Source organism: Methylobacterium nigriterrae (assembly GCF_037106235.1).
Lineage (GTDB): Bacteria > Pseudomonadota > Alphaproteobacteria > Rhizobiales > Beijerinckiaceae > Methylobacterium > Methylobacterium nigriterrae.
Genome location: NZ_JBAWTG010000148.1, coordinates 1 through 10,984 on the forward strand (window position 1 = coordinate 1; position 10,984 = coordinate 10,984).

15 protein-coding genes are annotated in these 10,984 nt (G+C 62.6%); 8 read left to right on the forward strand and 7 right to left on the reverse strand.

Annotated elements, in window-relative coordinates:
- Window positions 1-289 precede the first annotated feature (289 nt).
- The gene (locus WDW90_RS31660) at window positions 290-1,480 is read right to left on the reverse strand and encodes a hemerythrin domain-containing protein (RefSeq protein ID WP_336491550.1); all 1,191 of its coding nucleotides are present in this window, start codon (window positions 1,478-1,480) and stop codon (window positions 290-292) included.
- 178 nt (window positions 1,481-1,658) lie between these two features.
- Here WDW90_RS31660 and WDW90_RS31665 point away from each other — a divergent pair, with 178 nt between their 5' ends.
- The gene (locus WDW90_RS31665) at window positions 1,659-2,012 is read left to right on the forward strand and encodes a hypothetical protein (protein ID WP_336491551.1); all 354 of its coding nucleotides are present in this window, start codon (window positions 1,659-1,661) and stop codon (window positions 2,010-2,012) included.
- A 250-nt stretch (window positions 2,013-2,262) separates the two neighbouring features.
- On the opposite strand, the gene WDW90_RS31670 is transcribed toward WDW90_RS31665, so the two are convergent.
- Window positions 2,263-2,799, reverse strand: a complete 537-nt coding sequence (locus tag WDW90_RS31670; RefSeq protein WP_336491552.1) for a hypothetical protein — start codon at window positions 2,797-2,799, stop codon at window positions 2,263-2,265.
- 164 nt (window positions 2,800-2,963) lie between these two features.
- Between WDW90_RS31670 and WDW90_RS31675 the strand changes: the two genes are divergently transcribed.
- Complete coding sequence (locus tag WDW90_RS31675; protein ID WP_336491553.1) at window positions 2,964-3,206, forward strand: hypothetical protein; 243 nt, start codon at window positions 2,964-2,966, stop codon at window positions 3,204-3,206.
- Between the two features lie 197 nt (window positions 3,207-3,403).
- Window positions 3,404-3,868, forward strand: coding sequence for a hypothetical protein (locus WDW90_RS31680; RefSeq protein WP_336491554.1), 465 nt, complete (start codon window positions 3,404-3,406; stop codon window positions 3,866-3,868).
- 118 nt (window positions 3,869-3,986) lie between these two features.
- Here the strand turns inward: WDW90_RS31680 and WDW90_RS31685 are convergent, their stop codons facing one another.
- Window positions 3,987-4,256 carry a hypothetical protein gene (locus WDW90_RS31685; RefSeq protein WP_336491555.1) on the reverse strand — a complete coding sequence of 90 codons (270 nt, stop codon included), beginning with the start codon at window positions 4,254-4,256 and terminating at the stop codon, window positions 3,987-3,989.
- 191 nt (window positions 4,257-4,447) lie between these two features.
- Here WDW90_RS31685 and WDW90_RS31690 point away from each other — a divergent pair, with 191 nt between their 5' ends.
- Entirely contained in the window at window positions 4,448-6,052 is a 1,605-nt protein-coding gene (locus WDW90_RS31690; protein WP_336491556.1) for a hypothetical protein, read from the forward strand.
- Between the two features lie 500 nt (window positions 6,053-6,552).
- Here the strand turns inward: WDW90_RS31690 and WDW90_RS31695 are convergent, their stop codons facing one another.
- Window positions 6,553-7,164 carry a plasmid pRiA4b ORF-3 family protein gene (locus tag WDW90_RS31695; protein ID WP_336491557.1) on the reverse strand — a complete coding sequence of 204 codons (612 nt, stop codon included), beginning with the start codon at window positions 7,162-7,164 and terminating at the stop codon, window positions 6,553-6,555.
- A gap of 132 nt (window positions 7,165-7,296) precedes the next feature.
- Here WDW90_RS31695 and WDW90_RS31700 point away from each other — a divergent pair, with 132 nt between their 5' ends.
- Window positions 7,297-7,476, forward strand: a complete 180-nt coding sequence (locus WDW90_RS31700) for a CsbD family protein (protein WP_336491558.1) — start codon at window positions 7,297-7,299, stop codon at window positions 7,474-7,476.
- Window positions 7,477-7,547: 71 nt separating this feature from the next.
- Window positions 7,548-7,838: a helix-turn-helix transcriptional regulator gene (locus WDW90_RS40945; protein ID WP_431311163.1), complete on the forward strand. Its 291-nt coding sequence runs from the start codon at window positions 7,548-7,550 to the stop codon at window positions 7,836-7,838.
- Window positions 7,839-8,008: 170 nt separating this feature from the next.
- On the opposite strand, the gene WDW90_RS31705 is transcribed toward WDW90_RS40945, so the two are convergent.
- The 3 genes from WDW90_RS31705 to WDW90_RS31710 form a co-directional block, all read right to left on the reverse strand.
- Window positions 8,009-8,293 carry a hypothetical protein gene (locus WDW90_RS31705; protein WP_336491559.1) on the reverse strand — a complete coding sequence of 95 codons (285 nt, stop codon included), beginning with the start codon at window positions 8,291-8,293 and terminating at the stop codon, window positions 8,009-8,011.
- 113 nt (window positions 8,294-8,406) lie between these two features.
- Window positions 8,407-8,697: a DUF6894 family protein gene (locus WDW90_RS40950; RefSeq protein ID WP_431311162.1), complete on the reverse strand. Its 291-nt coding sequence runs from the start codon at window positions 8,695-8,697 to the stop codon at window positions 8,407-8,409.
- 111 nt (window positions 8,698-8,808) lie between these two features.
- On the reverse strand, window positions 8,809-9,018 hold the full coding sequence (locus WDW90_RS31710; RefSeq protein WP_336491560.1) for a hypothetical protein: 210 nt from the start codon (window positions 9,016-9,018) through the stop codon (window positions 8,809-8,811).
- Between the two features lie 425 nt (window positions 9,019-9,443).
- On the opposite strand from WDW90_RS31710, the gene WDW90_RS31715 reads away from it, so the two are divergent.
- Window positions 9,444-9,902 (forward strand): GNAT family N-acetyltransferase, encoded by a 459-nt coding sequence (locus WDW90_RS31715; RefSeq protein ID WP_336491561.1) that lies wholly within the window; start codon window positions 9,444-9,446, stop codon window positions 9,900-9,902.
- A gap of 410 nt (window positions 9,903-10,312) precedes the next feature.
- Complete coding sequence (locus WDW90_RS31720) at window positions 10,313-10,567, forward strand: hypothetical protein (protein WP_336491562.1); 255 nt, start codon at window positions 10,313-10,315, stop codon at window positions 10,565-10,567.
- Window positions 10,568-10,984: the final 417 nt, after the last annotated feature.

The following is a 10,984-nucleotide window of genomic DNA, read 5'->3' on the forward strand; positions in this document are numbered from 1 at the left end:
CAGCAGCGGTGCGATCTCGGCCCACAGGCCATCAGGAAGGAGCGGTCTCGCCATCTCCTCTCAACGCACCACCGCCGGTTTTGTTAGACGCTCTTAGCCATATCACGGTGCTCTCAGTGTAACGGCCAAAGGCTAAGCCTTCAGCGAAATTGCGGGTTACTGCCGTCCGGCTCGGCAGCTTGGCAGAAAAGAATGACCGGCAGAGTTGGTAGAGTGAGGATGCCGCGTGCTCATTCGGCGCTGATTTTGCGGTCCGCACGGGCCGGGTGCGTTGCTCGATACGGCACCATCAGATTGGGGTGGCCAGCCCTAGCCGCAGCGCGCGCTCCAGCACTTCCTGCAGCTTCTCAGGGGTCAATTCGCCGCCATTCCGACTGCCACTAGTCTGGCTCGCATCCTGAGCCGCAGAACTGTGTTTCTGAACGCTGAACTTCACTCCGCCCTCGACGGTGCGCTCGAAGGTGAATTGAGGAGCACGGCTGGCAACGAGGTCATCTGGCAGCGTCGCCTGCGCAATCCTGAACGAGACCCTCGGGTGGTCAGCGGGCCGGTCCCGGCCTTCCGCCAGGGTCTCATCCTTGAGGTAGATCTGAAAGCCGTGCTCCGCCCAGCCTTCGTTCGCCTCCGCTAGGGTGGGCAGCACCACCTCTCGTAAGGTGTCTCGCTGCGGGTCGGCTCGGTAGAGCACCCCACCCACACCCGTGTCGGCGCTGACAGCCGGGTGAATCGGAACGCCTTGGTTCTGCCCGGCCACCCGCCGGAACATGGCGGAGTAGGCGCTCTCGCCCTTGTGCGGCTGCGGATCGCTGTCGGTGGCCGACGGGCCGAGCGCCGACGGGACGGCCAATGCCCCTCGCGCTTGACCTGTGCCGCTCTCCGCAAGGCTGCTGGGTCGTGAGCGGCGCGTGCCGATGCCGCGAAGCAGCCCCGTGCGCCACGCGATCAGGCCAAGGCCGATGGCGGCAGCGCAGATCGTGGCAGTCAGCGCGACCTCGCTTGAGACCAAACCGCCCAGCTTGCCGCGTCGCCGCGACTGGAGCACGCGCATCTTAGCATGCACGTACTCGCGCGTGGCGTTCCGAACCTCTTCAGGCCCCAGCAACTCGCGGGCAGTAGGGATGAGTTCAGTGCTGTGTCGGTACAGGTGCTGATCGACCAAGCTGGCCGCGTCGTCAAACAGATTGAGCCACCCGACCGAATTCTTGAGGGCGTATTGGGCGAGACTGCCAAGTTGCCGCATGAACTCCCGATGCTCGCGACGCAGTTCCTCGACGAGCTGGCGGGTTTGGGTATGACGGCTCAGGGGCGTGTAGAGGCTGGCGTCCAGGGCTGCTGCGTGCAGCTCCAGCTCATCCATGAGGTCGGCCAGGAGCCGCTCGCGGCTACGCACCACGCCGGGGCTGTTCAGAGCGTTCGGCGTCTCATGGATGAGCTGCGTGATGTTCGCGTGGTCGCGCTCGATCTGCTGCCAGATGTCCATACGCACACTCCTCCGGGTCGGCATGTTCCAACCCAGGCGAGGCACCGCCGTTCCCAGATCGTCCAGAGCCTGCGCGGTGCATGTACATGTCGGCCGCGGATCGCCGCTCCAAGCGCTTCGATGGGCCTCAACGATCCCGGGGCGCGGGTGTTATCCTTCGCATCAGGGAGCGATGTTGATGATCACAGCCAGTAGAGCTCCAGAGGAGAAGCTCGCGACAGTGTCCGAGCTCGCTGAACGCCTGGCCGAGAGAGCCTTGGCGGAGATGATGCAGCAGCGCCCGGTCGAGGATCAGACCGCTACCGCTCTTGCGGAGGCCGTGCTCCTGCTGCGGGACTATGACTATCCCGTGCCCCCGCTCGCTCTCGAATGCCTGACGCGGTTCTTTCGAGATCGCCGCGAGCACGCGGCTGCTGACCAAGACAGCAGCAGAGAGCAGGAACCTGACTCAGAAGCCCACGAGGAGCAGGGCGAACCTACCGCAGGAGGAAAGCTGATGGGCCTGTTCCGCTCGCTTCGCCCAGGAGCCTAACCAGAACCCGGGAGAGGGCTGGGTGAACCGCTTCGAGCGAGCCACGGCGTGGCTGTCCGATGGCTGCTGCCGTGTTCGAAGCTCGGGCTGAAATCCACGGCTGGTTTCGCTGAGGCAGAGGCCAGGTGCCCATCTGTCAGCAGAACGCCCGGCCGGGGCTCGGGACCCGCACCGGGCGTTCGCGACCATGAGCTTCGACTACTACCCTCGCTAGCCTGGAAAACGTTTGCCCGCTGTCGGCATTCCGCTCTCACCCGACGCTCTCAGCGGCTGCCCCAAACCACGCCTTGAGCTTTGCCGAGAGCGTGGGCTTATCGCCCTGATCCGGCTTTGGCACTTGGCTGCACGCAGCAGCCATGCGGTCCCGAACCTCGCCGGACGCGATCTCGTCCGCCTGCCGCCCAATGGCCAGTGCCCCTTCGAGCGCATCAAGGCCCAGTTCGAAATGCGTGCGTCGCTGGTACAGCCTCGCGGAACCGAGGCGGCAATCGATGTAAGCCGCGCGCAATTGCTCGACCTCCGGCGTGTCGGCACAGGCCAGCCGCGTCACGAAGGGCATCAGGCGCTGCCGGGTAATGTCATCCGTTTGATCGTTCAGCATCATAGCGAGGCTGCAGATCGGGCGCGAGAAGCAGCTTGGCATGTCGGAGATCGACCGAACGGGCCGATAGGGAAAGCCTGCTGCCACAAGCGCGGCTTCGTTGATGCAGGTGCCGCCGTCCGGCCCAGGAAAGAAATGCGAACCGGCCTTGAGCGTCCAGTTCAGGATATGATCGAAGTTGTCCATGGTGGCTAACTCCGTAGCCGCCCCCGGACGAGGCTCTTCTTGCCCAGCCCGCTCTGTCAACCGGCAGAGAGGCTTTGGGGCTCGGTGGAGAGGATATCTGCCGAGCTGCTGATGCCGAAGCTCGCTGTGCCGCGTTGCTTCTTCCAGTGCTCGGGAGGTGGACCATGGCCTATGTGACGATCGAGAAGGACGGCGAGCCCTGGATGCTCTGCCACGTCATGCACGAGGCAGATCTCGAACGTCAGATCGAAACCGCGAGAGCCGAAGCGCCGACCGCAACTTTCACGCAGCGAATCTCGACCCCGGTGGAGAGCCAACAGTGTGCGGATGCCTCCGAAGCTCAAGCAGGGGCTATCGAGAACCCCTTCCAGTTTTTCGCCGTCCGGGTCAGCGATCTGGTGCCCTGACAGGGCAAACGCATGCCCCCTCGGGCTGGTCTGCTCCTGAGCCAGAGTTCGACGCAATGCTGCGCCCTGCAAGCGGGGCAGCGCGGAGGTGCGAAACCGCTCGCAGTTCGGGGAGCAAGCACATGACAGCCACTTGCCCTTGCTCACCCCTGATCCCCACGCTCGTCACTCTGCCTTGCCGCTGAGGAGGAGAGACCATGCAGAAGCACGCGGCATCATTCGGCATCGGCTTCGTGGCTGGGCTGCGCAGCATGACCGCTTGCGCCGCGTTGAGCTGGGCTGCCTCGCGGGGCCGCACGCGAACCGAGTGGATCCAGGCTGGCCCTTTGCCACGCGGTCTAACCACAGCGGCTGCCCTGGCCGAGATGGTCGGTGACAAGATGCCGTTCGCGCCCGACCGGCGCATTCCGCCCTCATTCGCGGCGCGGATTGCGATTGGCGCTGTCGGCGGTGCGGCCTTGGCCGGGCGGGATGCCTCACCAGCAATCGGTGCTTTAGTCGGTATGGCAGGGGCACTTGCAGGCACGCTGGTGGGCCGCGCCGCGCGTGGAAGCACGACACGCTCAGGTTTTGACTTGGCTCGGGGGCTCACGGAGGACGTTGTGGCTGCCGGGCTTGCCACAGCCCTGGTCAGCTCCGCAGAGTACCGCAGTCAGGAATAGGACGCGGACGACGCCGTCGGGCCGACTTGCCGGGCTTGGTCGAGTGCGTGCGCGGCTGTCCGCTGGTTCCTCTCTTGGGGCACGCCCGCCTGCAATGGTGCAAGGCGGGCATTGTTCGTTAGCGGTCGCGGCGCTCGCGGACGGTGCGGCGCTCCTCACGTTGCTCGATGCGCTCGTCGCGCCTGTCAGGATCGACGCCGAGCACGCCGCCCACGGTGCCTGTGGCCGCGCCAACGGCTCCGCCTACAGCGCCGCCGACCGGCCCAGCCGCCCGGCTTCCATCCTCAGCGCCGCGTTCTGCGCCACGAATGGTGCCCTGCGCCTGAGCAGACCCGGTCAAGGCAATGGGGAAGAGAACGAGGGTGGCTGCGATCAGTACGTGCTTCATGAGGATCTCCTCAATTTCGCGTTCGACTGCCTCACGCTGCGTTGTGAGGGCCAAGGTTCGCGCCGGGTCAACGGCTGAGTACCGAAAAGGTCGCCAGTCTTGGCAATTTGGCTGAGCACGGTCAGGTGTCAGACGCACTCGACCGATCCTGACGATTGGGGCACGTAGGCAATGCCATTAAGGTAATTCGCATGCCTGCGAAGCTAAGCCCTTCCCACGCCGCGCTGCTTCAGCTTGCAAAGCTGGTGGCCAACGATCTTGGCCGAGGACGGGCGAGCTCCGGCCCGCAAACGGTTGGCTTGGCCCTGTCCCAGAGTCCTGACGCAGTCCAGATCCTCTTCGACCTGCTCCTGACCGAAGCCGACAAGAAGCGGCCCAGCGAGAGGCTAGTTGAGGCCCTGCTGTTCATGATGGGGCAGGCGCTGTCGGAAGCACGCATGGCCCTTGAGGCTGACCCTCACGGCCCGGCCGCGACGCTCATTGCCGATCTGAGGCGCAGTCTTGCCGCTGCTGCCGAGGCTGGTCGGATCCCGCCTGAGCTGCTGATGCTTATCGGGCAGCAGTTCGCAGCCGCCAAGCTCGACGTCGGTGACGAGCTGCGGACCTTGATGCTCATGCTCTCTGGGCAAGCAGCGGCAGCCGAGAGCTCCGAGCTTGGCTCTGCTGACCTCGCCGCGCACTACAAGGATCTAGCTGAGGCCCTCGACCACGATCTCTTCCTGATCCAGGCACAGCTCTCCGAGCAGTTGGCCGTCTATCCCGACGAGCAGAAGAGCCTGATCATCGCCTCGCTCGTTGCCTCGGACGTGCCCGCGATGCGCGAGGCTGCCGTCGGTTGGCTGCTTGAGCCGAGCCCCGCAATCAGCCGATACGTGGCGCAAAGCCTCGCTCATGCCGCCCCCGAAGGGCTCGTCTCGGCAGAAAGCGCAGACCGGATGGTGCTGATGCGGCCCTGGCTGCCAGAGCCCGTCCAGGCCAGCCTCGACATCGCCGTGCGGGCCTGCCGCCAGCGCGGCAAGCAGTCCACGGCACAGCCCTCCTTGCAGATCAGTGCCGTGATCGCCTCGGGCTGTGACGGCGCAGGCGCGCAGAGCTTCTTCGTCCTGCTCAAGCGCGGCCGTAAGCTGGCGCTGGCCTCGCTTCTCGTGAAGCACGGCTTCGGTGTGCGGGATGCCTGGGTTCGCGATGGTCTCGGCCAGCGAGAGGCCGCTCAGTTCATGGCCGAGATCGCGCAGGAGCTGGATCCATTCGATGCCACGCTCGACATCGTTCAGGCAGCCGTCGCGCATGGTCTAGCGGTGAACCTGGACCGGAGGGAAGCCCCACCCTTCGGGCTTGTGCAGTTCCTCGAAGCTGTTGGCCTTACTCAAGTTCGGCCGGAGCGTCTTGCGCCTGTGACGCTCATCGCAGACCTCCTTGAGGATGTACCCACCGAGCGTCAATCCGCGAAGGGCATTGCGCAGGCGCTTGGCGCATCGAAACGCTGGCCCAAGCACTATACCTTTCTGCAATCCTGGTTCGAGCAGGACGAAGCCGCGCAGGTCAATTTGGATTCATCGGGTGGCAAGAAGGAGCAGCAAGCGGCCGTTCTGCGAGAGATCCTCCCGGCGCGGCGCGCTCGCTGGGCTGAGCTTCTCGCTTGGACCGCCAAGGCAGCTCGGGATGAGCTCGAGGGAGATGAGTGGGTTGACCTCGTCCTCGTTGCCCGGGAACTGCTCGGTGAGCGCTCCCTGGCCGAGATCCCGGTAGCCGCTTGGATTGCCAAGAACACGGTCGCGGCGCTGAGCGGGCGCTAAATCGCTGGTTGGCTCTGAGCGCGGTGAAAGCACAGGTGCTCCTGGTAGATGCTTCAGGAACATCGCCCCAAGACGGCGTCCGCAAACAGCGGTCAAGGCAAGGCCCGGCCTTCCGAAGGCGGGTCAAACGTCCAGAGACCCACAGCCTCCGGCAAGATCAGGAGCCCGGCTCGCTCGTTCCTTTAGGAGAAACCCGGGTCGAGGGGCGAAGAATTTGTCCAAGCCGCTCCGACAAGGCTCAGTACAAGCCAACGAAAAATGTGGGTTACAATGAGGGCACAGAAGGCAATCCTCGGTTAAAAACTCATTCGTTTCAACGACTTATAAAAGAAATCTGGCGGAAGGGGTGGGACATTCCGCGCCAACCACCTAACCTATTTGAAATCAAGGACTTAGCACACCAAGCACATCGCTCCTGTAGCGCAAAACTGTAGCACAAATTGTTGGCCATGACGGGGTTTGGCGGAGCTGAGTGGATTCGAACTCGCAGCCATTCCAGCTCACTGAGGTGGTAACCGGCTCTTCGCGAATCCCGCCTTCCCGAGCGTCCGCCGCCGTGCCAGCTTCTCCATCCGAGCCTCGATTGTTGCCCTGTCGAGCATCTCAGGCTCGAAAGTGCCTCCGCACCACTCCAAGAGGCTCTTTCGCTCCCGGTGCCGAGGCTTCGAGAGAATTTCGAGGAACTCATCGAAGCCGAACGTGCCGCCTACATCCTCAGGCGGTGCTCGCCGCTCGCCTTCTAGAAGCCGGGGATACTCCACCGCTGGGTCTGCCGGCCTCACCTCTTCCACCGTGATGGTGTGCTGCCAGCCGTCTCCAAAGTCGTAGGTGTAGGCGAACTGCCTAACGCCACCCTCCAAGACCGCACCGAGCTTGGCCGATGTGGCGCTACGGGTCTCCCGGCCACTCCAGTTCGTGTCTGGAACAGCGTAACGCAACTCGCCAACGCGGAAGGCGAAGAGGTGGCAATCCTCGAACGGCATCGCCGCCTGGATGACCTCGTGCAACCCTTTGAGGCTGATCGTGAGGGGAACCTCGACGGTGCGCCAGACGGCCGGCTCCGTGTCATCCAAGACGATGCGCAGCCGGGCGATGCGATCCACGTAGCTCATGGCGCGGTAGTTTAGCGCCTCACCAAACGCTCGCCAGAGGTGGCCTGAGGTAGGAACCGGAACGGTTTGAGTCAGCTCCTCGTTCGCTTGTAGGTGCCACGCAAAGGCGCTGATAACGATGAGGACGACGCCATGACTGTCGATAAGGACCGCGTTGAAGGCTCGGCTACGAACCTCGGCGGCAAGGTCAAAGAAGGCGCTGGCAAGCTGACGGGCGACGAGAAGCTCAAAAACGAGGGCGTTGCCGATCAGGTGAAGGGAAAGGTCCAGAACGTTGTGGGAAGCGTGAAGGACACTCTCAAGGGTAAGTGAGGTCTAAGCCAGGGCGGACGCTTACACATGAGCATCCGCTCCGGCAGACGGGAGCTGTTGCCGTGAAGTGTGTGACTGACGCGCAGATTCGGGCAGCTAGAGGTCTGCTTGCCTGGACGGTTGGTGATTTGGCGGAGCGCTCCGGCGTTCAGCAAGGAACCATTACAGCCCTAGAGAGCGGGCAAATGCTCGGTGATCCTAAGGTGTGTGATGTCATCGCCCGCACTTTTGAGGGAGCTGGTGTGATCCTCCTCGACAACTGCTGCACGGCCGAAGGTGGCCCGGGTGTTCGGCTGCGTCGGCAAGGGCCCTGCGATGAGGGTATTCACCCAAACCAGCTATCCACCGAGAACGATCAGTAGGAGTCATGCGCGCGCACAGCGGACAGGGCAATGCGCTGGATCAACCTTGGCTGCCGCTGGTGGCATGGATCGACAGAGCCCGTCTAAGTCTAGTTGACCCCGTTCGGACTTGAGGTCAGTTCCTGATAAGCCCCTCAAGCCCGACCGTTGTGGCCCTTTGGGCTGCTGCCTCAGTGAGACCCGGAGCTGCTACCCTTGCCCTTCGCTCCAGGCGAGGAGCCCGAGCCAGCATCATTCGCCCCTGTACTGTTTGCCGTGCCCGAACGGCTCATTCCACCCGTCGAGGGACCGCTGCCTGCTGCTCCTGGCGATGAACCCGCACCAGCGTCGTTCGGTCCAGTGCTGTTCAGGGTTCCAGAGCGGCTTGTGCCGGAAGTCCCTGAGCCACCTTCTGCAGCTATGGCGGCTGAACCGAGAAGAAGGGTGCTAGCGATTGCGAGTGTGACGGCCTTCATGAGGCTCTCCTTGAGTTTTCCGCCCTATGGCTAAGCTCGACTTTGGCCAATCGGACGGGTCGTCGAGGGTGTTAGGGAACTCCCGAAGCTCTACTAGGACGCTGACGCGGAGCCTAGGGAAGATGCACGAGAGCAGCATCAGGTGGCGCAAGCTGCGCTTCGGCCCATTGAACGCGGGCCTCTGAGCGCGGCTTGAGGGTAGCCGTTACGACCACACGTCCGGCAGCATCACGGGCCGTCACAACGGTTGGCGCGTGTTTAGCACTGTCAATCCCAGGTACGCTGCGGAGTATCGCGAGAGCTTGGTGCGCGATCTCCTCGCTGTTGTGGCACTCGGTGCCCTCATCGTCCCATTCGGACAGGCAGTCGCTGTGCAGATCGAAAAAATAACGCGGCACGGGCATGAGCCAAATAGGTGAGGCTGTTGAGACCAGCAGACGCCGACTTCTCACCTCAAGCCGGTGCCTTGAAAGGCCAAGAGGTTAATTTGGATTAAAGTTCCGCAGTCCTGAGTGTCAGCCCGCACTCGCGCTCGGTTCTAGGTGCTCAATGAAGCGCATCCCGTCCCAGAGTTCGAGAGCGTGCCCGTCCAGCATCGCACGGGCAAGGCCGAGCGCCGCGTCATCATCCTGTGCCGGGAGGTGCTCGATCCGAAGCACTGTCTCGTCGGCGTTGAGGATGAACGCACGATAGCGGCTCGGCTTGCTGTCGTGGGGCAGGATCACGCTAAATTCGCTAGGCTTTGACATTTCCCGGCTAGCCTCGGTGAGTCAGCTCCGAGAGGTGCCAAGTGGAACCTGAACGGAAGCTGAGGCTGGCTCAGCCAACTCAACTCGGCCTTGGTATGTTCCTACTCCGTTCCATCACTGACGGAAAGGGTGTGCCCAAGGTGCAGAGTGCCGAGCACAGACAGTTCGCCCCGTGAGCAGACGCCTAATGGTATGTGTTGGTCGGAAGCGAGCCCGGTGGCGGGCGACACGGAGAGAATGGGCTAAGAGCGAGAAGCGCATCCGCTTCGCCTTCTGGGGCTATAGCTCGTCTGACGAGCGTGATGATTACGAGACGCCTACGGTAGAAGACATGGCTGAGGACTTGAAGCGGCTCTCTCGCTTCGAGCCTGAAGACTGACTATCAAGGATGCCGGCAACAAATGCACATTCGTTTTTACGAGCACGAAATTGACGCGGCTGAAGCGCTCGTGATCTTCGACCGGACTTTCCACATCTCTCATTCGTTCTTGGGGAGGGCTGAGCAGACTGAGGCTCGCCAACATCTGGGACTTCTCCTGAGGCACTCGGAAGCCCTCCTGGCAGAGATCGAGGGTAAGGTGATCGGCTTCATCGCTGTGGATGATGAGGGCTACATTTCGGCGTTGTACGTCGATAGGCCACACGCCGGCCGAGGGGTAGGGTCAGCCCTCCTACAGGCTGCACAAGACCATCACGACAGCCTAGGTCTTCACGTCTTCGCTGAGAACATTTCAGCCGTGCAATTCTACCGCGCTCGGGGGTTCGCCGTGGTCGGTGAGGATAGACAAATTGACAGCTTGGGACGTCGGCACGACCGCTTAGAAATGGAGCGTCACTCCTATCAAAGTATGATGGCGTAGCTAGGCCGTGTTCCCGCCACACTGGGATGCCCTATTCCCCGGACTGTCACCTCAGGAGGGGGCTCCATGAGCGTTCTTACCGGCTTAGCCGCCTTCGTCGTCGTGCTCGCTGCCCTTCTCGCTCAGGGCCGACCAGGGCACTTCCTTGGGTTCTTCTGCCTCTTGGGGCTGGCCTGTGTGGTAGCCGTGTCTGGCCTGATCGGCCTTCTGCGGCCTAGCCGTCGAGTGCCAGCCTTGGTTCGCAGCCGCTAGGAAACGCCCCGATCCGGAATCATGAAGCTTCTCACCCTCAGCATGATAGTGGCCCTGCTCCTCAGATCGTCGGAAGCTTTGGCGATGGATGGTGACCGGACCTTCTGCTCTGCGCCGGGGTTTCTCAGAGCGATGGTAAGGATGCCTTCACCTTCACAGTGACGCTCGACATCCCGAATGAGAAGGTGCTCAGCATCGGCTCAGGTGAGGGAGCTATCACTGATGCGTTCACCGAAACGGCAATCATTGGCAAGCAGGAAGTCGGTGGGGGTGTGACCGACCGGCTGACGATAGACCGTGCATCTCAGACCCTCAGCCTTGTGATCCATCACAGCAAGGCCGGGCCTGACAGCGACGCAGCCATAGACGATGAGTTCAAGGGCACCTGCTCACCGACGAGCAGAGCGTTCTGAGGGTAGCTCTAGAAGAAGCCTAACAGCAGGCCACCTAGAGCGAGCAGTGTCACTCCGCCGGCGATGATGGCCCCTTGAGCGTCATTGACCACCGGCTCACGGATCAGCGTCTTCAGGCTCATGGCTGCCTCCTGTCGTCAAACAGAGTTTGGGCCGACCGGTGAAACTTCTCCCTATCAAAAGGCACTGAGCACAGCGGCTTGCCCCTCATAGGCCTTCCGACGTGCCGGCCCGGGAGTGTCGTGGGAGCTGATTGCTCAACGTGCCCTCCACGGACCTACCTGATGCTTTGCCTATCGGCAGAACGGGGCAAGACTTAGTGTCTGTCCGGCGACATATTGAGCGATGTCAGTGGCTTATGATTCAAGGCGGCCTGTGTGGAGGCTGCCGATGTGGACGACCGAGAACCGGGCCCGC

Bases quoted from the DNA above. Each gene is read 5' to 3' on its own strand.
- WDW90_RS31660 (WP_336491550.1), bottom strand. From the start codon at position 1,480: ATGGACATCTGGCAGCAGATCGAGCGCGACCACGCGAACATCACGCAG.
- WDW90_RS31665 (WP_336491551.1), top strand. From the start codon at position 1,659: ATGATCACAGCCAGTAGAGCTCCAGAGGAGAAGCTCGCGACAGTGTCC.
- WDW90_RS31670 (WP_336491552.1), bottom strand. From the start codon at position 2,799: ATGGACAACTTCGATCATATCCTGAACTGGACGCTCAAGGCCGGTTCG.
- WDW90_RS31675 (WP_336491553.1), top strand. From the start codon at position 2,964: ATGGCCTATGTGACGATCGAGAAGGACGGCGAGCCCTGGATGCTCTGC.
- WDW90_RS31680 (WP_336491554.1), top strand. From the start codon at position 3,404: ATGCAGAAGCACGCGGCATCATTCGGCATCGGCTTCGTGGCTGGGCTG.
- WDW90_RS31685 (WP_336491555.1), bottom strand. From the start codon at position 4,256: ATGAAGCACGTACTGATCGCAGCCACCCTCGTTCTCTTCCCCATTGCC.
- WDW90_RS31690 (WP_336491556.1), top strand. From the start codon at position 4,448: ATGCCTGCGAAGCTAAGCCCTTCCCACGCCGCGCTGCTTCAGCTTGCA.
- WDW90_RS31695 (WP_336491557.1), bottom strand. From the start codon at position 7,164: ATGAGCTACGTGGATCGCATCGCCCGGCTGCGCATCGTCTTGGATGAC.
- WDW90_RS31700 (WP_336491558.1), top strand. From the start codon at position 7,297: ATGACTGTCGATAAGGACCGCGTTGAAGGCTCGGCTACGAACCTCGGC.
- WDW90_RS31705 (WP_336491559.1), bottom strand. From the start codon at position 8,293: ATGAAGGCCGTCACACTCGCAATCGCTAGCACCCTTCTTCTCGGTTCA.
- WDW90_RS40950 (WP_431311162.1), bottom strand. From the start codon at position 8,697: ATGCCCGTGCCGCGTTATTTTTTCGATCTGCACAGCGACTGCCTGTCC.
- WDW90_RS31715 (WP_336491561.1), top strand. From the start codon at position 9,444: ATGCACATTCGTTTTTACGAGCACGAAATTGACGCGGCTGAAGCGCTC.